Below are 20,398 nucleotides of genomic sequence, written 5' to 3'. Positions count from 1 at the left end.
GCGGGCACGCGGGAGCCCGGTACGCGGCGATCGGTGACCGCCGCGTACCGGGCTGCGTCGGCCTTAGATCAGTGACTGCCGTCCGATTCGGGCGTAGGTCTCCGGGCGCTTGGCCCGGAAGAACAGTGCCAGCACGATTCCGGCGGCGAAGACGCCCCACGTGACGACCTGCAATGCGACCGCGATGCCTTCGTCACCGCCGGTGACCAAGGTGAAGTTGGTGAACGACAGGTACAGGGCGGCGCCCAAGCCGATGATGGCCAGCACGGGTGCGACGCGGGTGTGCCACGAGGTGGTGTCGGTGATCTCGGTCCGCGACCGGTGGAAGAACACCAGGACCGCCACGCTGGTCAGGAACATCAGCAGCAGCAGGGGGAAACCGCCGGCGCCCGCGAGCCAGGCGTAGGTCTTGGCCGGGTCGGATCGGGAGAACACCAGCACCCCGGCCAGGAAGATGGCGGTGAACACCAGCGAGCTGACGTGTGGTGACCCGTGGCGGGGGTGAACCTTGCCCAGGGCCGAGGGCAGTGCCCGGTCGACGCCCAGGGAGTGGCCGTAGCGGGCGACGATGTTCTGGCACGACAGCACCGCGGCGAAGGCGGAAGTCACGACGAGGATGTTGATGGTGTCGCGTCCCCAGGTGCCGACGAAGGCTTGCATGGCGTCGGTGAACATCGCCGGTGCGTTGGCGTTGGCGACGTCGGGGGCTTGGCTGGGGCCGTAGGCGACGATCAGCAGCCAGGTCGTCAGGATGTAGAACGCGCCGATGCAGACGACGCCGAGGTAGGTGGCGCGTGGGACGGTGCGTCGCGGGTTCTTGGTTTCCTCCCGGAAGATGGCCGTGGCCTCGAAGCCGAGGAAGGTGATCACCGCGAACAGCACGGCCACACCGACCTGGCCCTGGCTGAACGCCGACCAGGTGAACGGCTCCAGGGAGCGGCCTTCGGGGCCGCCCTTGACTCCGACGGCGGCGTCGAACACCAGGACGATCACGATCTCGACGACCATGACCACCGAGAGCACCTTGGCCGACAGGTCGATCCGCAGGTATCCCAGCGCACCGACGATCAGCACCAGCAGGATGCAGTAGGACCACCAGGGCAGATCGGGTCCGTGCAGGGTGATGGCGACGGTGTCGTGGGCGACGATGCCGAAGAACAGCGTGATGCCCAGTCCGACCATCATGTAGCCGAGCATGGCCAGAAAACTCGACGCCAGGCCCACGGTCTTGCCGAGTCCGGCGCTGATGTAGGCGTAGAAGGCGCCGGGGTTGGGCAGGTAGCGACTCATCGTGGTGTAGCCGACGGAGAACAGCAGCAGCACGACGGTGGCGGCGACGAATGCCAGCGGTGCTCCCACGCCGCCGAAGATGATGACCAGCGGGAGAACTCCCACCACGCTGGCCAGTGGGGCGGCGAAGGCCAATACGGTCAGCGCCAGTTCCACGACGCCCATGCGGCCCTGCAGGTGCGCTGTGTCTACGGCGGCGTCCGGCGGCACAGCGCCGTCCGTGTAATCGATGGCAGTTGTGTGATCCATGGTGAACCGATCTCCTCGGCGTTCAGATGACCGCGTCCCGGCACGGGTCCGCGTGCTTACAGTGATCCGATGCCGCGACGTGAGCTTGCGCATTCGCGCACGGCACTTGTGCTCACGCGACGGGCGGTCCTGCCCGACCTCGGGTGACCTCCCCGGCGATACGACGGCGGCGCCGACGAGCCTTGCGCGCGAGGTGTTCTCGCGTGGCTCACCGGCGCCGCGGTCATGGGTCGAAACGAGTTGGGCAGCAGTCAGTTCCCGGCGGACAGACTGTGGTCCCGGGACAGGTCGAAGCGGTGCAGCTCGGGGTGGGCCACCCCGTCGGCGAGGTCGGCCAGCACCGCGCCGATGACCGGTGCGTACCGGAAGCCCCGGCCGTTGCAACCGGCGCCCACGATCACCCGTTCGCTGTCGGGGTGATGTCCCAACAGCCAGTGACCGTCTTCGGTCTCGGTCCACATGCACACCGTCATCGAGATCGGGTCGCCGGTGATCTCGGGCAGTCGATCACGCACGACCGACACGATCCGGTTGACGTCCTCGGCGGTGACGTCCTGGGTCAGGGTGTCGGGTTCGACGGTGTTGCCGCGGCCCGGGACGCTGAACTTGAATGTTCCGTCTGGTTCGGGGCACCCGTAGGCAGGCGCCGAGTCGTCCCCGGGCGGCGCGGCCACGTAGATCGAGGACAGCCGCTCGGCGGTGAGGTCGACGGCGAAGTTGGCCAGCACTTGACGTTCCACGTGGGTCGGAAGGTCCAGGTGCAGAACGTCGTTGGAGAACGCGCCGACGGTGACGACGACCCGTTCGGCGGTGTAGGTCGCGGTCGCGGTCCGCACCGAGACGCCCTTGTCCGTGGCGGTCCACTCCAGGACCGGCTCCCCGTAGTGGACTTCCACCCCGGCCTCACGCCCCAGCTGCTGCATCGCCCGCAGCGCCGGTTGCACCAGGCTCACTGCGGCGTTGGGCTCCCACACCGCCAGCTCGCCGTCGCCGATGCGTACTCGCGGGAACCGGGCCCTGGCCTCGGCACCGCTGAAGATCTCGTGCTCGAACGGCGAGGCCTCAAGGTTGCGTAGCGTGTTGTCGAACCACTTGGAGCCGGGCTGACCCACGAAGACGTTGCCGGTCTTGACCATTACCTCGGTGCCGGTGCGCTCGGCGATCACCCCCCATGCGTCGAACGCCTGGCGGGTGAGGTCGACGTATTCGGGTCCGGTGCTGTTGGACTGGCGTGCGAGCCGGGTGGCCCCGGCGTGGGAGCCGTGGTCGTGAGGCGGGACGTAGGCGTCCAGCGCCAACACCGACCGTCCACGCTCGGCGAGCTGCCCGGCCACCGAACTGCCCCACGTACCGGCGCCGATCACGATCACGTCATAGTGCGACATAGCGATTCATTTCTCCTTGTGTCGATCGCCGGGGCGACGCTCTGTGCGGGTGAGAAGTCCACTCCGTCGAGATGTTCCGAGCGGAACGTCGAACCAGTCGATCGCGCCTTCGCCGATGTCGACTGTCGTATCCATTGTCGCCTCGCTCAACTGGGCTGTCAATACGGTACGTAAGATTAATGAACGATGCGTTAACTTTTTTGTGGTGCGGCCACGGTGTCGCGACGCCGGGCGGGCGTGGTCGACGCGGGACCGGTCGGGCGCCGCATCTCTACGAGAGCCTCACGACGAGACCCGCTGTCGTAGACAGACTTTCGAGACGACGTGGGCCGGGGTGCCGCGGGGGTCAGGACAACGCCGCGGGCCGTCGAAGGATGCCCTCGGCCCACTCGCACGTCCCCCGCGCCAGCCCGGGCAACATCTCCCGGGTCACGTCGATGTCGGGATTGTTGCCCAGGAAGGCGATGGTCAGCAGGCGCCGGTAGAGCAGGAAGGTGTCGATTTCGCGTTCATGCTCCACCGGCAGCGGTCGCACCGACCGGTACGCCTCGAGCCAGCTGGCGATGAACTCTCCGGCACGCGGGTGGTCTTCGATGAACGTCATCGCCGTGGCCAGGTCGTACAACAGCCAGCCGAAGCCGCAGTCGTCGAAATCGATTATCCGACAGTCGTTTCCGTCGATGAGCAGGTTGGTGGCACGAAGGTCGGCGTGGATGAGCCCGAATCGGTCGGGCCCTTGGCCGAACCCCCTCAGCCGCCGGCGGACGTAGTCTTCGACGGCGGTGAGTTGGGCGAGCTCTTCGCGATCGTGAACCCCGGCCTGCCACCGACCCCACAACGGAGTAGGACCGAAGGCCGCGTCGACGTCCCAGGTGTAGCGGGTGAACCACGCCGGTCGATCCCATCCCGCCGCGTGCTGGTGCAGTTGGGCGGTGATCGCTCCCAGGTGGGGCATGACGGTCGCATAGTCGTCCTCGGCCGGATGCTCTCCGGTGACGCACTCGAAGACGCACACCTGGTAGTCCAGGCCGGACTCGTGATGCTCGACGGTGATCAGCGGCCTGCCGTCCTGGCTGACCAGCACGGCCGGGACCAGGTCGGGCGCCTCGGCGCGGATCGCGGTGATCCACGCCAATTCCGACTCCCGCTCCCGCACCGACCGTCCCTCGGGACGGCTGATCCGCAGAACCGACGGGCACTCCCCCGGCGGGCGGAGGCGGAATGCGACATTCTCCGAGACCGGCAGCAGGTCATGGGGCGTGCCGGCGGCGAAACCGAATCGCGGCAGCGCCTGTTCGAGGATGCCGTAGGCGTGCGCCATGACACTCGACGCGGTTACGGGGGTGTGATCGTCGGCCACGATGAGATCCTGTCGAATCGAGCACCGATGATCCCAGGGCTCCACGGCTGCGGCGGGCCGGGCGAGGCGACTCTCACCGTGACCGGCTCAGCTGTGGCGTCAGGTCCATCGGGCGTTGTAGGTGATCTTCACCATAGGCGTCCTATCCGGACACAATCAAGGCATGGCGCAAGAAAGTTATACGGTGCGTTCAATGTTTACGTCGACGAAACGAACCGCTGGCGCTGGTCAGGGCGCTTCGAGCCCTCTTACCAGGGAATCGACCGCTGCGGCGAGTTGATCTGCCTTCGCCCATCCACGGGCTACCTCGGTCAGCGCCGCCCGCATCGTGCCCACGATCATGACCGCCAACGCCTGCGGGTTGGCCTTGGAGCGCAACCGGCCCGCCCGCTTGGCGGCCTTCAGGTCGGCGGCGATGTGGTCGACCCACGCCCGTGAGGCGTGCCCGCGCACCGGGTTGAGCGCGGCGTCCAGTGACGGGTCGTCGATGGAGTAGAACCGCCCCACCAGCGGGCGCTGGGCGATGTCGAGCAACGCGGCGGTGAGTTCGGCGATGCGATCGGCGAAATGCCCGGGCTCACGGTAGATCTCGTCGGACAACTCGATGAGTTCCCGGTTGATTTGTTCGTAGAGTTCGCGGTAGAGCTCTTCACGGCCTTGAGGAAAGTAGCTGTACACGGTGACCTTGCTGGCCCCGGCGCGTGCCGCGATCGACTCGACGGTCGCCGATCCGAAACCCGCCTCGGCGAACACTTCCAGCGCCGCCTGTAGAAGCACCTGGCGCGTGCGCAACTTGTTGCGCTCGCGGATCGACATCGGCGCCGGAGCGTCGGTGTCGGCGGCAAGTGGGCTGTCCATCGTCTACCTCGTTCACCTCGTCGACTACCGAACATACTTACTGTACTTGTTCTTAACTCCGCGTACAGGGACGTGGCGAGGTCGTACAGGCGGCGAGTCTGCACCCACCCAGCGCAGCCCCAGGTCACTGCGGGGAGCGGTGCAACCCGTCGAAGAGCACGGAAGTGACCACCTGGGCCAACGTGGCCGCGTCGACGGCACCGTCGGGGTGATACCAGTCGACCAGGGAGTTGACCATGCCGAAGATGAGGCGCGAGATGGTGTCCGGGTCGACGTCGCCGCGCAGCCGTCCCTCTGCCACGGCCTCGCGCACCATCGTCGCCAACTGGACGTCGATCGCGCGACGACGCACCATGGCCGCCTGCTCCGAGGGGCTGTTGCCGCGCACCCGCAGCAGCAGTGTCACCGCCGGTAGGTGGGTGGCCAGGATCTGCACCGAGGCCGCGACGGCGCCTCGAAGCCTGCGGTAGGCGTCCACGTCGGTAGCGTCGCGCGCGTCGGCCACCACCTGGTCCAGGCCGTCGAGCGCTTCGTCCAGCGCGGCGGCCAGGATCGACTCCTTGCCGTCGAAGTGGTGGAAGATCGCCGACTTGCTCACGCCCAGGTCCTTGGCGAGGTCACTGATCGAGGTGGCGTCGTAGCCCTGCCGGATGAACAGGTCGATCGCTCGCCGCAGCACGTCGTCGCGACTGTAACCAGGGCGACCACGCGGGCGTGACCCCTCGGCGTGCGAGGCGGCGGCGGTGGTGGCGGTCATGGACCCATCATCGCAGCCTGCCCCGACCAACACCGCTCCCCCGCGACCAACCGCCGCCACGACCCCGGCGGTGCCGCGCGGCGCAGAGCCGACGCCCGGCGCTGTTCGTCAACTGCCGTGCAGCGATCGGCAACTCGCGGCAGCGGCTCCTTGTCACCGTGGAGTGAGCCAAATCCTCAGGAGGACAACCCATGACGGTCACCGCTGACACCAGCACCGATTTGACCACCGAAATGTTCATCGACGGCACGTGGTCGCAGGCCCAGGAGACCTTCGACGACCTCAACCCCGCCACCGGTGAGTTGTTGGCCAAGATCGCCAACGGCAGCGCCGAGGACGTCGACCGCGCCGTCCGCGCCGCACGGCGAGCACTCGACGGTGAATGGGGCGACACCCCCGGCATCGTCCGGGCCCGGTTGTTGAACCGCCTCGCCGACCTGATCGAGCGCGACGCAGACGTCCTGGCCCGGCTGGAAGCCCTCGACATCGGCAAGCCGGTCGGCCAACCCGGGATGCTCGACGTCCCCAACGCGGTGGCCACCTTCCGCTATTTCGCTGGGTGGGCGGACAAGATCGAAGGCGCCGCCATCCCCACCGCGGGCTACATGGGAATGGCCAAGACCCACTCCTACACCGTGCGCGAGCCGATCGGCGTCGTCGCGGCCATCATCCCGTGGAATACCCCGCTGATGATCGCGGGCTGGAAGCTGGCGCCCGCGCTGGCCGCCGGCAACGCGCTGGTCGTCAAACCGGCCGAGGACGCGCCGCTGTCGATCCTGCACCTGGGCAAGCTGGTGCAGGAAGCCGGCTTCCCGGCCGGGGTGGTCAACATCGTTCCCGGCCTGGGCGGGGTGACCGGGGAGGCCCTCGTCGCCCACCCGGACGTGCAGAAGGTCAGCTTCACCGGGTCCCCCGAGATCGGCCGCCACATCCTGCAGGTCGCCGCGCAGACCTTCAAGCGCACCACCGTGGAGCTTGGCGGCAAGAGCCCCCAAATCGTCTGCGCCGACGCCGATCTCGACGCCGCAGTGCAAGGCATCGCGATGGGGTTGTTCTTCAATCAGGGCGAAGTGTGCGCCGCCGGAACGAGGATCCTGGTGCACCGCTCGCTCTACTCGGCGGTGGTCGAGCGACTCGCCGCGGCTGCCGAGGCGCAGGTGCTGGGCGACCCGTTCGACGAGTCGACCACCATGGGCGCCCTAGTCAACGCCAAACAGCAGCAGCGCGTCCTGGACTACATCGACAAGGGTAAGGCCGAGGGGGCACGACTGGTGGCCGGCGGGTCCGCGCCCGCCGGGCCCGGTTTCTTCGTGTGGCCCACCATCTTCGCCGACGTCGACAACTCGTCGACGATCGCCCAGGAGGAGATCTTCGGCCCGGTCGGCGCTGTCATCGCGTTCGACACCGTCGACGAAGCGCTGGCCATCGCCAACGACACCGCCTACGGGTTGGCCGCCACGATCTGGACCCGCGACGTGTCCCAGGCCCACACCATGGCCCGCCGGGTCCGCGCCGGAGCAGTGTGGGTCAACGGGTGGGCCGCCATCGATCCGGCGTTGCCATGGGGCGGGCTCAAGGCCAGCGGCATCGGCCGAGAATTGGGCTGGTCGGGCATCCTGGCCAACACCGAGGAAAAAGTGGTCACCATCGTGTTGTGACCGGCCGGTGGCGTGCGCACCGCGCACGCCACTACCGGCTCGGCCTCGTGAAAGACCTATGCCGCAAGGCCGTTGGCCTTGCGGAACTCCCGAGGGGACGCACCGTAGGCGTTGCGGAACAAGCGGGAGAAGTGCGCGGCGTCGGGAAAACCCCACCGGTGACCGATGAGGGCGATCGGCAAGTGCCGGCACCCGGGGTCGACCAGGTCGCGGCGGCAACGTTCCAGCCGCCGCGTGCGGATCAACGCCGTCGCCGACATTCCTTCTGCTTCGAAGGCCTTCTGCAACAGCCGCACCGACACGAAGTGCGCATCGGCGACGGTTTTGCTGCACAACTCGCTGTCGGTGAGGTGCTCGTCGATGAACTTGCTCGCCTGGGCTACCAGCATCCGATGAGCGCCGGCGGAATCCTCCTCCAGCGGGCGCTGCATCTGTTCGGCGAACGCCGCGGTGATGAGGTCGACCACCGCATCCCCCAGATGGGTGGCGATCACCGGACGCGTCCCCGTGCGCTCGGCGCCCAGCCCCCGCATCAACGGCGCGATCAGCGACCCCAGACCGGTGTCCCCGGCCAAGCGCACCGCGGTCAACTCGGCCATGTGCTTCTCGGGCAGTCGCACCAACGACCGGGGGAACATCGCAATCGTCATCCGGAAGTCGTCGCCAAAGCGCAGCCGGTAAGGGCGCGAGGTGTCGTAGATCGCGAAGTCGCCCGGCCGCAGATGAGCTTGGCGGCCGTTCTGCTCGATGACGCAGTCCCCGCTGACCTGCAGGCCGAACTTGTACAGCTCGGGGTCGGCGCGCCGGATCAGTTTCGGCGTGCGCTCGACCACCGCTCGCGAGGCCGACACCTCGGCGAGCACCACCGCGCCCAGGCTCGTGGAGTCCACACCGCCAAGGAAGTCGTCCGCCGCGCGGCCCTCGCAATGCGCGTCCAGCGGCACGAACGTGTCGCAGATGCTGTCCTGCCAGGCGTCGAACCCACGCGGCTCGGCGACGGGCATGGCGGTGTCCAGTGTCATCGGTCGCTCCTTCTGTGACAGCCATCACCGTACGTACCGAATGTTCGGTCAGTCAAGATGCGTGCGGCAGCGTCCAAGTTCCGCGGGTCCTGGTGAGACACCGTAGAACCCAGCGACCAAGAAGAAAGCGAGTGGTCACATGCTGGATTTGAGCCCACGCCCAGGAGACCTCGACGCCGTCGAAACGATCTCGCCCGATCAACTGCGCGAGCTGCAGCTCGAACGGCTGCGGTGGTCGGTGCACCACGCCTACGACAACGTGGCCTTCTACCGGCAGTCCTTCGACGCCGCCGGCGTACACCCCGACGACGTCAAGTCCCTCGAGGACCTGGCCAAGCTGCCGTTCACCACCAAGCTCGACTTGCGGGACAACTACCCCTTCGGCATGTTCGCCGTACCGCGCGAGCAGGTGTCGCGGATCCACGCCTCCTCCGGAACCACCGGCCGCCCCACCGTGGTCGGCTACACCGGCGAAGACCTCGACATGTGGGCCACCGTGGTGGCCCGCAGTGTGCGCGCCGCCGGCGGCCGACGCGGTCACGTCCTGCACAACGCCTACGGCTACGGCCTGTTCACCGGCGGTCTGGGCGCCCACGCGGGCGCGGAGAAGCTGGGGTGCACCGTGGTGCCGGTCTCCGGTGGCATGACCGAACGCCAAGTGCAGCTGATCCGCGACTTCGAACCCGACATCATCACCGTCACCCCGTCCTACATGCTCTCCATCATCGACGAGATGGAACGCCAAGGAGTCGACCCCCGGTCGACGTCGCTGAAGGTCGGCATCTTCGGTGCCGAACCGTGGACAAACGACATGCGCCGCGAGATGGAAGAGCGTCTCGACATGCACGCCGTGGACATCTACGGACTCTCCGAGGTCATCGGTCCCGGTGTGGCCAGCGAGTGCGTGGAGACCAAGGACGGGTTGACCGTGTGGGAGGACCACTTCTATCCCGAGGTGGTCGACCCGGTGACGTTGCAACCGGTGCCCGACGGGCAGCCCGGCGAACTGGTGTTCACCTCGCTGACCAAGCAGGCGATGCCGATCATCCGCTACCGCACCCGGGATCTGACCCGGCTGCTGCCGCCGACGGCGCGCGCCATGCGACGCATCGAGAAGATCACCGGGCGGACCGACGACATGATCATCCTGCGGGGGGTCAACCTGTTCCCCACTCAGATAGAGGAACTGATCCTCGCGGTTCCCGAGCTGGCCCCGCACTTTCAGTGCGTGCTGTCGCGCACCGACAAACTCGACAAGCTCACCGTGCGCGTCGAGCACCGCCTCGGTGCGGGGACGGCCGCCGAGGCGGCCGGGACCCGGCTGGTGGGGCTGATCAAGAACTCGATCGGCGTCACCGTGGCCGTGGACGTGCTGGCACCGAATTCGGTGGAGCGTTCGGCGGGCAAGATGCGCCGCGTGGTCGACGACCGCCCGCCGCGGTGAGGCCACTAGCGGGCCCGGATGCCGTCCATCAGCATTGAGGTGACCTGCTCGGCCAGGGCGGCGGGTTTGATGTGGCGGTCGGGGCGGTACCACTCGCGCACCGAGTTGGTCATGCCGAAGATCAGCCGTGCGGTGGTGCGGGCGTCGACGTCGGCGCGCACGTCGCCTTCGTCGATGGCCTGCTGCACCACCCCGGCGACGAACTTGTCGTAGGAACGTCGTTGCTCAAGCGCCCAGCGTTCGGGTTCGGTATTGCCGTGCACGTTGAGCAGCAACGTGACGTAGGGAAGTCGCTCGGCCATGATCTGCAGGTTGCGTCGGATCAGGTAACCGAGCCGGTCCACCGCCGGTCCGGTGGTGGCGGCGTCCTCGGTGGTGCTGGCGATCAACGGCTCCAACGCCCGCTCCAGGCCGAGCCGCAGCAGCTGTTCCTTGCCGTCGATGTGGTGATAGATCGAGGACTTCGACAGCCCGGAGGCCGCCGAGAGGTGCTGGAAGCTGGTGCCGTCATACCCCCGGTCGGTGAACACCTGCACCGCGACGTCGAGTAGCCGGTCCAAGGTGTAGGTGGGGCGCAGCTCGCCCGACGGCAGCCGCTTGCCGGGCGCAGCGCTGTGGGTCATGGCGTCCATGCTCGCACGCAGTCACCGCCGCCGGGCTCCTCCGACACCTCGCAGCCGCCGGGGCGTGAACCGCAAGGGGGGCCGGCGTCACCGCCGACCCCCCTTGCGTGCCCGTGGGCGAAGCTCACCCGGTGGTCACCTCGCCGGTGAACATGACCCGGTCGGCGGGCAACGTCTCGGCGTCGGCGGCGACGGCGGCCATCTCCGGTGAGCGCAACGCCGTCTTCAACGCCGCGGCGTCGTCGAAGTCGAATTCGGCCACCAGGTAGGGCGCGACCCCGCCCAGGGCGCGCGGCTTGGAGAACGACGTCGCCCGCAAGCCGGGCAACGTCTGACACAGCGGGACGTGCTCGCCGAAGTACTTGCCGTCGAAGGCCTCCGGGTCTGCCGGGCTCTGGTACTGAACGGTCATGCGGTGCATTACTTCTCACCGTCCTGGGCCCAGGTCTTAGCGACCAAGGTCAGCACGTCATAGGTCGCCACCGGGGCGTCGTCCTGGTTGACCACCACTGCGTCCCACCGGACTTCGCCGTAGTCCGCGCTCGAGCGTGGGGTGATCTGCTTGACGGTCAGGGTCACCGCGATCGAGTCACCGGCCTTCACCGGGGTCAGGAACCGCAGGTGGTCCACGCCGAAGTTGGCCAGGACGGGGCCGGGGTTGGGTTCGACGAACAGACCGGCGGCCAAGGACACGACGAGGTAGCCATGGGCGACGATGCCACCGAAGAGCGGGTTGGCCGCCGCGGCCTCGGGGTCGGTGTGGGCGTAGAAGGTGTCGCCAGTGAACTCCGCGAAGTGGTCGATGTCGGCCAGGCTGACCTCGCGCCGATCGGAGGTGATGCTGTCACCGATGCGCAACGACGCCAGATCCTTGCGGAAGGGGTGCACCTCGTCGGTCCCCCGCTGGGCGCCGGTCATCCAGCGCCCGGTGATCGCGGTGAGCATGTCCGGAGAACCCTGAATAGCGGTGCGCTGCATGTGATGCAGCACCCCACGGATCCCGCCGAGTTCCTCCCCGCCCCCCGCGCGGCCGGGGCCGCCGTGAACCAGGGTGGGCAGCGGACTGCCGTGGCCGGTGGATTCGGCGGCGTCGTCGCGGTCGAGGACCAGCAGGCGACCGTGCCAGGGCGCCAAGCCCAGGGCGACCTCGCGGACGATCTGGCGGTCGTGGCTGACCAGGGAGGCCACCAGGCTGCCGCGTCCGCGTGCTGCCAACTCGACCGCCTCGGCGGTGGTGCCGTAGGTCAGCACCGTGGCCACCGGGCCGAACGGTTCGACGTCGTGGGGCTCGGTGGCGCCGGGGCGGGCCCGCAGCAGCACCGGCGCCATGAACGCGCCGCGCTCGGCGTCGGCGTCGACGACGTCCACGTTGTTCGGATCGCCGAAGACGATGTCGGCCGAGCTGGTGAACGCCTCGATAGCCTTGCGGACTTCTTGGCGCTGGCCCACGCTCGCCAGCGCGCCCATGCGGACACCCTCGCTGTCGGGGTGGCCGACGGTGATCTTGGCCAGCCGGGCGCTGAGGGCGGCGACCACGTCGTCGGCGAGGGCCTCGGGCACGATGACCCGGCGGATGGCGGTGCACTTCTGGCCGGCCTTGACGGTCATCTCGGCGACCACGCCCTTGACGAACAGGTCGAACTCGGGGTCTTCGGCGGTGACGTCGAGGCCCAGGATCGAGCAATTCAGCGAGTCGGCCTCCACGCCGAGGCGTACGCCTCCGTGGAGGACCGAGGGGTGGTTGCGCAGCAGCCCGGCGGTGTGGGCCGAACCGGTGAACGCGACCGAATCCTGTTCGGTGAGTTCGTCGAGCAGGGTGCCGGCACTGCCGCAGACCAGCTGCAGGGACCCCTCGGGCAGGATCTGCGACTCGACGATGCGCCGTACCACCGCTTCGGTGAGGTAAGCGGTCTGGCTGCCGGGCTTGACGATGCTGGGCAGCCCGGCGAGGAAGGCCGGGGCGAACTTCTCCAGCATGCCCCACACCGGGAAGTTGAACGCGTTGATCTGTACCGCGACCCCGGGGCGCGAGGTGTAGAGGTGCTGACCCAGGAAGGTGCCGTTCTTGCCAAGGGTTTCCACCGCGCCGTCGAGGACGATGGTGTCGTTGGGGAGTTCCCGGGTGCCCTTGCTGGCGTAGGAGAACACGGTGCCGATGCCGCCGTCGACGTCGACCATCGAGTCGCGGCGGGTGGCGCCGGTGCGGGCGGACAGGGCGTAGAACTCGTCCTTGAACCCGCCGAGGTGCTTGGCCAGGGCCTTGAGCAGGCCTGCGCGCTGGTGGAACGTCAGCGCCTGAATGGCCGGTGCGCCGACGGTGCGGGCGTGGTCGACCATCGCGGCGTAGTCCAGGCCACGGCTGGAGATGCGCGTGACCTCTTCTCCGGTGACGGCGTCGGCGACCGACTCTCCCTCGTCCGGGGAGCTAAACCACTGCCCCGCCACGTAACTCTGCAGTACTGCGCTCACAGTGCGCTTCCTTCCGATTTGAAGTGCCCGGGCCCATTGCGCGCCCCTGGCTGCGTGTGCCACAGTAGTACAGAACGTTCGGTCAGTAAATACCCTCGTCGCACCGGAGGTGCCCATGACATCGACTGTCGCAGAACCCGAGTTCGTCGCCCAGTTCGAGGCCGCGATCGCCGCCAAGGACCGCGTCGAACCCCGCGACTGGATGCCCGAGGCCTACCGCAAGACGCTGATCCGCCAGGTCGCCCAACACGCCCATTCGGAGATCATCGGCATGCAGCCCGAAGGCAACTGGATCGGCCGGGCCCCGTCCTTGCGGCGCAAGGCAATCCTGCTGGCCAAGGTCCAAGACGAGGCCGGCCACGGCCTCTACCTGTACTCCGCCGCCGAAACCCTGGGCGCCTCGCGCCAGAACCTGACCGACCAACTGATCGCCGGCACGCAGAAGTACTCCTCGATCTTCAACTACCCCACGCTGTCCTACGCCGACGTCGGGGTCATCGGCTGGCTGGTCGACGGCGCGGCCATCTGCAACCAGGTGCCGTTGTGCCGCACGTCCTTTGGGCCCTACGGGCGTGCCATGATCCGCATCTGCAAGGAAGAATCCTTCCACCAGCGCCAAGGCTTCGAGCTGCTGATGACGATGATGCGTGGCACCGACGAACAACGCGCCATGGTGCAGGAATCGGTGAACCGCTTCTGGTGGCCGGCGCTGATGATGTTCGGTCCCCCCGACGAGGACTCCACCAACACCGAGCAGTCGATGGCCTGGGGCATCAAGACCCACACCAACGACGAACTGCGCCAACGCTTCGTCGACATGTCGATCCCGCAGGCCAAGATCCTCGGCGTCACCTTCCCCGATCCGGATCTGCGGTGGAACGAGGAACGCCAGTCCCACGACTTCGGCGAGATCGACTGGGACGAGTTCTGGGCCGTGGTCAAGGGTGACGGACCCTGCAACGCCCAACGGTTGGCCCATCGCCGCAAGGCCCGCGACGACGGCAACTGGGTGCGCGAAGCCGCGCGCGCGTTCGCCGCCAAGCAGCAGCCCCAGGAGGCAACGGCATGACCGACACCAACCCGAGCACCGACTGGCCGCTCTACGAGGTGTTCGTCCGCGCCAAGCGCGGCCTCAACCACGTTCACGTGGGCTCACTGCACGCCCACGACGACCAGATGGCGCTGCTACACGCCCGCGACGTCTACACCCGCCGCAACGAGGGCGTGAGCATTTGGGTGCTGCCCTCGGACCGGATCGTGGCCTCCAGCCCGGATGAGAAGGACCCGTTGTTCGCCCCCAGCGGAGACAAGGTCTACCGCCACCCCACCTTCTACGCCATCCCCGATGACGTCCCCCACATGTGAGCAGCGAGAAACCCATGCCTGACGTGCACACCCACGAACCCGACGACCACGACAACGCCTACTCCGGACTGTTGGTCAACGACGCCCACTGGGCGTTCGGCACCGACTTCGAGGACCCGCTGGCCGGGGTGGACACCACCGTGCCCTCCACGGTGGACCCCCACGTCCTGGCCCAGTACTGCGTGATGCTCGGTGACGACGCACTCATTGCCTCCCAACGCATCTCGCAGTGGTGCAGCAACGCCCCCGACCTGGAGGAGGACATCGCGCTGGCCAACATCGCACTCGACCTGCTCGGGCAGGCACGTCTGCTGCTGGCCCGGGCCGCCGCAGCGGACCCCTCCGTGGTTCCCGTCCTGCCCGCCGACTCGCCGGTCCCCGACGAGGACCGGTTGGCGTTCTTCCGCGACGACAAGGACTTCCGCAACGTACGGCTGGTGGAGGTGCCCAACGGCGACTTCGCCGAGACCATCGCCCGCATCCTGATGCTCGCGACCTGGCGGCTGGCGATCATGGAGCGGCTGAAGAGCAGCACCGACGCGGTCCTGGCCGCCGTTGCGGCCAAGGGCGCCAAGGAACTTGCCTACCACCGCGACTTCGCCGGCCGATGGTTCGTCACCCTGGCCCACGGGACCGAGGAGTCCCGCCGCCGGCTCACCGAGGCGCTAGCCGCGCTCTGGCCGCTGTGGACCGAACTGACCGAAACCCACCCCGTCGAAGCCGCCGCGGCCGCCGCCGGGGTCGGAGTCGACCCCGCCACCGTCGCCGACGACGTGGACGTGGTGTTCGAGCAGGTGTTGGCCGCCGCCGGGATGGACCGCCCTGCAGCCCGGCCGCTGGCCGGGGTGCAAACCCGCAAGGGACGCGACGGCCTGCACACCGAGGCACTGAGTCCGTTGCTGGCCGAGATGCAGGTCGTCGCCCGCGCCCACCCCCGCGGGACGTGGTGATGAGCGAGAACACCGCCGCGGCGTCGACGGCGACCCTCGAGCGTGCCCGGGCGGCGGCCGCGTCGGTCGTCGACCCCGAGCTGCCGATGCTCACGCTGGCCGATCTCGGCGTCCTGCGACAGGTGGACGTCACCGACGGCGCCGTCACCGTGTCCATCACCCCCACCTACTCCGGCTGCCCGGCGATGGCCACGATGCGCGACGACCTCGTTCGAACGTTGCGCGACAACGGCTTTGACCAGGTGCAGGTGCGCATCGCCCTGCACCCGGCGTGGACCACCGACTGGATCACCGCTGAGGGCAAGGCAGCACTGACCGCCGCCGGGATCTCCCCACCCGGTGCCGCCCCACGCCACGACGGGCCGATCGCCCTGGCGCTGACCCCAACCCGCCGGTCGGTGCGCTGCCCGCGCTGTGCGTCACCCCAGGTGGAACTCACCTCCGAATTCGGATCCACCGCCTGCAAGGCGATGTACCGGTGCAGCTTGTGCCTGGAACCGTTCGACCACGTCAAGGAGATATGAGGTGACCGAAACCCTCACCGCCGCAACCGGTAACCGGCAAGCGTTCCATTCACTCACCGTGGCCGCAGTGGAGCGACTCACCGACGACGCCGTCGCCGTCACGCTGGACGTGCCGCCAGATCTTCAGGAGCTGTTCGCGTTTCGCGCCGGACAGTCGCTGACCGTGCGACGCACCGTCGACGGGGTCGAGCACCGGCGCAGCTACTCGATCTGCTCACCGGCAGGCACCCTGCCCCGCATCGGTGTCCGCGAGATCCCCGACGGGTTGTTCTCCTCCTGGCTGGTGCGCCAGGTCGAGGTCGGCGACCGCGTCGAGGTGGCGCCGCCCACCGGCAGCTTCCGCGCCGACCCCGACGAGGCAGGCCGCCATCTGTGCATCGCCGCGGGCTCTGGCATCACCCCGATGCTCTCCATCGCCGCCACCGTGCTGGCCAACCCGGCGTCGCACGTGACCATGGTCTACGGCAACCGGACCACCACCTCGGTGATGTTCGCCGAGGAGCTCGCCGACCTCAAGGACGCACACCACCACCGGTTCAACATGATTCACGTACTGTCCCGCGAACCCCGCGACGTCGAACTGTTCTCCGGGCGCCTCGACGCCGACCGGCTGCGCGCACTGTTCACCCACGCCGTCCCCGTTGCCGGGGTGGACCACGTGTGGCTCTGCGGGCCGCTGGGAATGCTCGACGCCGCCCGCGAAGTGCTCGCCGAATTCGGCGTGCCGGCCCAGAACGTGCACTTCGAACTCTTCTACGTCGACGCGCCGCCCCCGCAGCTCGTTCACGCCGACCGGGTGCTCGACGGGGTCACCAGCGAGGTCACCGTCGTGCTCGACGGTCGCACCAGCACCACCGCCATGGCCCGGGACCAGACCCTGCTCGACTCGGCCCAAGAGACCCGCACCGATCTGCCGTTCGCCTGCAAGGGCGGGGTCTGCGGCACGTGCCGCGCCAAGGTGTGCAGCGGCGAGGTCGACATGGTCCGCAACTACGCCCTCGAACCCGAGGAAGTCGCCGACGACTTCATCTTGACCTGCCAAACCTTCCCCGTCAGCGCAGCGGTCACCGTCGACTTCGACGCCTGAGCCACACCGACTCCAAGGAACCACCATGACCGCACCGGTGCTCGTCGACGAGCACGCCGACCGGGTGATCCTGCGGCTCAACCGACCCGAAGTGCGCAACGCAATCGACCAGGCGACCGTCAGCGCGTTGCACGACGCCTGCGCCGAGCTGGAAGCGCACCCCCGGATCGCCTTGATCATCGGCTCCCCCGGCGTGTTCGCCGCCGGCGCCGACATCGCCCAGCTCCGGGACCGACGCCGCGACGACGCCCTTGCCGGTATCAACTCCGGGCTCTTCAACCGCATCCACGAGCTGCCGATGCCGACCATCGCTCTCCTCGACGGGTTCGCCCTCGGCGGCGGTGCAGAGCTGGCATACGCCTGCGACTTCCGGATCGGCACCCCCAACGTCACCATCGGCAACCCCGAACCCGGTTTAGGCATCCTCGCCGCTGCCGGGGCGACGTGGCGACTGCGCGAACTGGTCGGTGAACCGTTGGCCAAGGAGATCCTGCTTGCTGGGCGCACCCTGAACGCCGAGGACTCCGCCGCGGTGCGGTTGCTCAACGAGGTGGTGCCGGCCGAGGACCTCGAAGCCGCCGGACACCGCCTCGCCGACCGCATCGCCAAGAATGCGACATTGGCTGTGCGCCTGACCAAATCGGCGTTCCACGCCCCCCGCGATGCCCACCCCCTGATCGACAACCTCACCCAGGCAGTGCTCTTCGAAACCCAGGACAAGGTCGACCGCATGACCGCGTTCCTGGACCGACGCAAGGAGAAACGATGACCGCGCTTCCGCACCAGATCGGTGTGTACGGCGGCGGACGGATGGGAGCGGGCATCGCCCACGCCTTCGCCGCCGCGGGTAGCCACGTCACGATCGTCGAAAGCGACGACCCCGCGGCCGACGCCGCGCGCGAACGGATCCGCGCCTCACTGGCCAAGGCCGCCGAGAAGGGGGCACCGGTCACCGGGCAGGTCGTCGTCGTCACCGATCCGGCGGCCCTGGCCGCCTGCGGACTGGTCGTGGAAGCCGTGCCCGAACTCCTCGAGGTCAAGACCGCGGTGCTCACCACCGTGGCCACCGTTGCACCCCAGGCGGCGATCGGCACCAACACCAGCTCACTGTCGATCGACGCGTTGGCCCACGGGCTTGCCGATCCGACCCGGCTGATCGGATTGCACTTCTTCAATCCCGTCCCGGTCAGCGACCTCGTGGAGATCGTCGTCGGTGCCCGCACCGATCCCGCCCTGGTCGGCGATGCCAGGTCGTGGGTGCAGGCACTGGGCAAGACCGCGATCACCGTGGCCGACTCCCCTGGCTTCGCCAGCAGCCGACTCGGGGTCGCCATCGCATTGGAGGCCATGCGGATGCTGGAGGAAGGCGTCGCCTCCGCACACGACATCGACACCGCCATGACCCTCGGCTACCGCCACCCCGTCGGGCCGCTGAAGACCACCGACATCGTCGGCCTCGACGTGCGCTTGGCCATCGCCGAACACCTCGAACGCGAACTGGGGCCCCGCTTCGCCCCGCCTAAGGTGTTGCGCGACAAGGTCGCCGCCGGTGAGCTGGGACGCAAGACCGGTCAAGGCTTCTACCCATGGTGACCCTGGATCCCACTGAGCTGGCACGCCGCAGCGCCGAGGTCATGTGGTCCGCCGACACCGCCAGCACATCACTGGGCATGATCATCGACAACCTAGGCCCCGGCCGGGCGACGGTGTCGATGACCGTGCGACCCGACATGGTAAACGGATGGGACCTGTGCCACGGCGGACTGATCGCCAGCCTCGCCGACAGCGCCTTCGCCCTGGCCTGCAATACCCACGGCACCGTGACCGTCGCCTCGGGCTTCGCCATCGAGTTCCTCGAGCCCGCCCACCTGGGCGACGTCCTGACCGCCGACGCACGCGAAGTCATCCTCCGCGGGCGATCCGGGGTGTACGACGTCACCGTCTCCACCGCCACCGGTGTCATCGCCGAATTCCGCGGCCGCAGTAGGTCACTCAACCGTCCCATCCTGGAGGAGCAACCATGACCACCACCCCGACGTCCCTGTCCACCGACGTCACCGTCGAGCACACCGACGCGGTCGCCGTCGTCACCATCAACCGCCCCGACCGGCGCAACGCCCTGACCGGGCCGGTCAAGGAAGCCCTGCGCGACGCTCTGGCCGCCGTCGCCGCCGACCACACGGTGCGTGCGGTGATCCTCACCGGTGCCGGCGCCCACTTCTGCGCCGGCCAGGACCTGGCCGAGCACGCCATCGCGCTGCGCGAGGATCCCGACCACGCCTTCGACACCGTCGAACAGCACTACTCACCCATCGTCACCTCCCTGGCCACGATGGCCAAACCCGTCGTCGCCGCCGTCGAAGGCGTGTGCGTGGGTGCGGGTCTCGGGTTCGCACTCGCCTGCGATTTGCGCGTCGTATCCACGGGCGCCACCCTGGCCACCGCCTTCAGCTCCATCGGACTGACCTGCGATTCCGGTCTCTCGCATACCCTTTCGCGCGCAATCGGAGACGCCAAGGCCCGCGAACTGGTCCTGTTGGCCGAACCGCTGACCTGCGTACAGGCCCAGAACCTGGGACTGGTCACCCGATCGGTCGAGCCGGGACAGTCCCTCGACACCGCCATGGCCCTAGCGTCAGGCTTGGCGGCCGGGCCCACCCGGGCCTACACCGAAAGCAAACGTCTCCTCGCCGAGTCGCACCTGCACTCGCTGCAGGACAACCTCGCCGCCGAGGCTCTCGCGCAGACCCGTGCAGGAGCCACCGCCGATCACCGCGCGGCCGTGACCGCATTCCTCGCCAAGGGAAAGCCCGTCTTCACGGGGGCTTAATATCCACACCGCTCGAGGGATTTCCATGTCAGCGACCAACGAGCAGAACTAGTTGCGCTGCCCCAACGGCTGCCAGTACTACGTCGTCGACGAAAGCATCGACGTCGGCCTCGTCGTACCAAAGGAGAGGTGAGGCGCACGACGCCGACAAACACTCTCGACATCGTCGCGTCTCACTGTGGCTTCGACACCTCGCGAGGTCCTGCCGTCATCGGTCCACCGGTGGGATGCCTGGGGCGAAGTGGGCGGTGTCGTTGAACGACCGCAGTCGCCACCAAACCCAGGCATCGATGGTGAACCTGACAGCGGTCCATTCCCGACGGCGTCTAAGGCCAACGGTTGGCTGCCGGTCACCCGACGACATGCCTCGGCGAGGACACCCCAGGTTTTGTGCCGTGTCTTGCCGACTCGGGTGCACTTCGACGGCGCATGGCACGGCCACGATCCGTCGGTCGCGCTGTCGATCTACTCCGACGCACAGCGCGAGGATCTGCCCTCGGCCGCTTCCACTCTGTCGGCGCTAGTTG

Annotated in this window: 20 protein-coding genes; 11 read left to right on the top strand and 9 right to left on the bottom strand. The window is 68.2% G+C overall.

All coding sequences use genetic code 11. The features are described 5' to 3' along the window. Positions 1–63 precede the first annotated feature (63 nt). The 5 genes from ASD37_RS30390 to ASD37_RS30370 form a co-directional block, all read right to left on the bottom strand. A complete protein-coding gene (locus ASD37_RS30390; RefSeq protein WP_162253335.1) occupies positions 64–1,539 on the bottom strand; it encodes an APC family permease in 1,476 nt (491 codons plus the stop codon). A gap of 251 nt (positions 1,540–1,790) precedes the next feature. Next, entirely contained in the window at positions 1,791–2,924 is a 1,134-nt protein-coding gene (gene solA / locus ASD37_RS30385; RefSeq protein WP_056560948.1) for an N-methyl-L-tryptophan oxidase, read from the bottom strand. A 346-nt stretch (positions 2,925–3,270) separates the two neighbouring features. After that, entirely contained in the window at positions 3,271–4,284 is a 1,014-nt protein-coding gene (locus ASD37_RS30380; RefSeq protein WP_056560945.1) for a phosphotransferase enzyme family protein, read from the bottom strand. Between the two features lie 228 nt (positions 4,285–4,512). Beyond that, a complete protein-coding gene (locus ASD37_RS30375; RefSeq protein ID WP_056560942.1) occupies positions 4,513–5,142 on the bottom strand; it encodes a TetR/AcrR family transcriptional regulator in 630 nt (209 codons plus the stop codon). A 124-nt stretch (positions 5,143–5,266) separates the two neighbouring features. Beyond that, complete coding sequence (locus ASD37_RS30370; protein WP_056560939.1) at positions 5,267–5,899, bottom strand: TetR/AcrR family transcriptional regulator; 633 nt, start codon at positions 5,897–5,899, stop codon at positions 5,267–5,269. A gap of 191 nt (positions 5,900–6,090) precedes the next feature. On the opposite strand from ASD37_RS30370, the gene styD reads away from it, so the two are divergent. Continuing rightward, a complete protein-coding gene (gene styD, locus ASD37_RS30365; RefSeq protein ID WP_056560936.1) occupies positions 6,091–7,557 on the top strand; it encodes a phenylacetaldehyde dehydrogenase StyD in 1,467 nt (488 codons plus the stop codon). A gap of 56 nt (positions 7,558–7,613) precedes the next feature. On the opposite strand, the gene ASD37_RS30360 is transcribed toward styD, so the two are convergent. After that, positions 7,614–8,579 carry a helix-turn-helix domain-containing protein gene (locus ASD37_RS30360; RefSeq protein WP_056560933.1) on the bottom strand — a complete coding sequence of 322 codons (966 nt, stop codon included), beginning with the start codon at positions 8,577–8,579 and terminating at the stop codon, positions 7,614–7,616. Positions 8,580–8,718: 139 nt separating this feature from the next. On the opposite strand from ASD37_RS30360, the gene paaK reads away from it, so the two are divergent. Next, a complete protein-coding gene (gene paaK / locus ASD37_RS30355) occupies positions 8,719–10,023 on the top strand; it encodes a phenylacetate--CoA ligase PaaK (RefSeq protein ID WP_056560930.1) in 1,305 nt (434 codons plus the stop codon). A 5-nt stretch (positions 10,024–10,028) separates the two neighbouring features. Here paaK and ASD37_RS30350 read toward each other — a convergent pair whose 3' ends face one another. The 3 genes from ASD37_RS30350 to paaZ all read right to left on the bottom strand — a co-directional run bounded on the left by ASD37_RS30350 (position 10,029) and on the right by paaZ (position 13,115). After that, complete coding sequence (locus tag ASD37_RS30350; protein ID WP_056561143.1) at positions 10,029–10,646, bottom strand: TetR/AcrR family transcriptional regulator; 618 nt, start codon at positions 10,644–10,646, stop codon at positions 10,029–10,031. A gap of 124 nt (positions 10,647–10,770) precedes the next feature. Further along, complete coding sequence (locus ASD37_RS30345) at positions 10,771–11,058, bottom strand: EthD family reductase (RefSeq protein WP_162253334.1); 288 nt, start codon at positions 11,056–11,058, stop codon at positions 10,771–10,773. Positions 11,059–11,066: 8 nt separating this feature from the next. Next, positions 11,067–13,115: a phenylacetic acid degradation bifunctional protein PaaZ gene (gene paaZ / locus ASD37_RS30340; protein ID WP_056560923.1), complete on the bottom strand. Its 2,049-nt coding sequence runs from the start codon at positions 13,113–13,115 to the stop codon at positions 11,067–11,069. Between the two features lie 115 nt (positions 13,116–13,230). On the opposite strand from paaZ, the gene paaA reads away from it, so the two are divergent. The 9 genes from paaA to ASD37_RS30295 are packed head-to-tail and all read left to right on the top strand — an operon-like array spanning position 13,231 to position 19,871. Further along, complete coding sequence (paaA, locus tag ASD37_RS30335; protein WP_056560920.1) at positions 13,231–14,184, top strand: 1,2-phenylacetyl-CoA epoxidase subunit PaaA; 954 nt, start codon at positions 13,231–13,233, stop codon at positions 14,182–14,184. Then, on the top strand, positions 14,181–14,480 hold the full coding sequence (paaB, locus tag ASD37_RS30330; RefSeq protein WP_056560916.1) for a 1,2-phenylacetyl-CoA epoxidase subunit PaaB: 300 nt from the start codon (positions 14,181–14,183) through the stop codon (positions 14,478–14,480). Before paaA ends, paaB begins: the two co-directional genes overlap by 4 nt. Positions 14,481–14,494: 14 nt before the next feature. After that, positions 14,495–15,430, top strand: a complete 936-nt coding sequence (gene paaC / locus ASD37_RS30325; protein WP_056561140.1) for a 1,2-phenylacetyl-CoA epoxidase subunit PaaC — start codon at positions 14,495–14,497, stop codon at positions 15,428–15,430. Further along, entirely contained in the window at positions 15,430–15,954 is a 525-nt protein-coding gene (paaD, locus tag ASD37_RS30320; protein WP_056561137.1) for a 1,2-phenylacetyl-CoA epoxidase subunit PaaD, read from the top strand. Before paaC ends, paaD begins: the two co-directional genes overlap by 1 nt. Position 15,955: 1 nt before the next feature. Further along, positions 15,956–17,041, top strand: coding sequence for a 1,2-phenylacetyl-CoA epoxidase subunit PaaE (paaE, locus tag ASD37_RS30315; RefSeq protein WP_056560913.1), 1,086 nt, complete (start codon positions 15,956–15,958; stop codon positions 17,039–17,041). Between the two features lie 25 nt (positions 17,042–17,066). After that, complete coding sequence (locus ASD37_RS30310) at positions 17,067–17,810, top strand: enoyl-CoA hydratase/isomerase family protein (RefSeq protein WP_056560910.1); 744 nt, start codon at positions 17,067–17,069, stop codon at positions 17,808–17,810. Further along, positions 17,807–18,634: a 3-hydroxyacyl-CoA dehydrogenase family protein gene (locus ASD37_RS30305; protein ID WP_056560907.1), complete on the top strand. Its 828-nt coding sequence runs from the start codon at positions 17,807–17,809 to the stop codon at positions 18,632–18,634. The genes ASD37_RS30310 and ASD37_RS30305 overlap by 4 nt, the downstream gene beginning before the upstream one ends. Then, positions 18,628–19,065, top strand: coding sequence for a hydroxyphenylacetyl-CoA thioesterase PaaI (gene paaI, locus ASD37_RS30300; RefSeq protein WP_056560904.1), 438 nt, complete (start codon positions 18,628–18,630; stop codon positions 19,063–19,065). The genes ASD37_RS30305 and paaI overlap by 7 nt, the downstream gene beginning before the upstream one ends. After that, positions 19,062–19,871, top strand: coding sequence for an enoyl-CoA hydratase/isomerase family protein (locus ASD37_RS30295; protein ID WP_056560901.1), 810 nt, complete (start codon positions 19,062–19,064; stop codon positions 19,869–19,871). The genes paaI and ASD37_RS30295 overlap by 4 nt, the downstream gene beginning before the upstream one ends. Positions 19,872–20,398 lie beyond the last annotated feature (527 nt).

It is taken from the genome of Mycobacterium sp. Root135, assembly GCF_001426545.1.
GTDB lineage: Bacteria > Actinomycetota > Actinomycetes > Mycobacteriales > Mycobacteriaceae > Mycobacterium.
This window is presented reverse-complemented; position numbering and strand designations above follow the sequence as displayed.

Bases quoted from the DNA above. Each gene is read 5' to 3' on its own strand.
- paaD (WP_056561137.1), top strand. From the start codon at position 15,430: ATGAGCGAGAACACCGCCGCGGCGTCGACGGCGACCCTCGAGCGTGCC.
- solA (WP_056560948.1), bottom strand. From the start codon at position 2,924: ATGTCGCACTATGACGTGATCGTGATCGGCGCCGGTACGTGGGGCAGT.
- ASD37_RS30390 (WP_162253335.1), bottom strand. From the start codon at position 1,539: ATGGATCACACAACTGCCATCGATTACACGGACGGCGCTGTGCCGCCG.
- styD (WP_056560936.1), top strand. From the start codon at position 6,091: ATGACGGTCACCGCTGACACCAGCACCGATTTGACCACCGAAATGTTC.
- ASD37_RS30310 (WP_056560910.1), top strand. From the start codon at position 17,067: ATGACCGCACCGGTGCTCGTCGACGAGCACGCCGACCGGGTGATCCTG.
- paaA (WP_056560920.1), top strand. From the start codon at position 13,231: ATGACATCGACTGTCGCAGAACCCGAGTTCGTCGCCCAGTTCGAGGCC.
- ASD37_RS30305 (WP_056560907.1), top strand. From the start codon at position 17,807: ATGACCGCGCTTCCGCACCAGATCGGTGTGTACGGCGGCGGACGGATG.
- ASD37_RS30360 (WP_056560933.1), bottom strand. From the start codon at position 8,579: ATGACACTGGACACCGCCATGCCCGTCGCCGAGCCGCGTGGGTTCGAC.
- ASD37_RS30295 (WP_056560901.1), top strand. From the start codon at position 19,062: ATGACCACCACCCCGACGTCCCTGTCCACCGACGTCACCGTCGAGCAC.
- paaB (WP_056560916.1), top strand. From the start codon at position 14,181: ATGACCGACACCAACCCGAGCACCGACTGGCCGCTCTACGAGGTGTTC.
- ASD37_RS30350 (WP_056561143.1), bottom strand. From the start codon at position 10,646: ATGACCCACAGCGCTGCGCCCGGCAAGCGGCTGCCGTCGGGCGAGCTG.
- ASD37_RS30375 (WP_056560942.1), bottom strand. From the start codon at position 5,142: ATGGACAGCCCACTTGCCGCCGACACCGACGCTCCGGCGCCGATGTCG.
- paaI (WP_056560904.1), top strand. From the start codon at position 18,628: ATGGTGACCCTGGATCCCACTGAGCTGGCACGCCGCAGCGCCGAGGTC.
- ASD37_RS30370 (WP_056560939.1), bottom strand. From the start codon at position 5,899: ATGACCGCCACCACCGCCGCCGCCTCGCACGCCGAGGGGTCACGCCCG.
- paaK (WP_056560930.1), top strand. From the start codon at position 8,719: ATGCTGGATTTGAGCCCACGCCCAGGAGACCTCGACGCCGTCGAAACG.
- ASD37_RS30345 (WP_162253334.1), bottom strand. From the start codon at position 11,058: ATGACCGTTCAGTACCAGAGCCCGGCAGACCCGGAGGCCTTCGACGGC.
- paaC (WP_056561140.1), top strand. From the start codon at position 14,495: ATGCCTGACGTGCACACCCACGAACCCGACGACCACGACAACGCCTAC.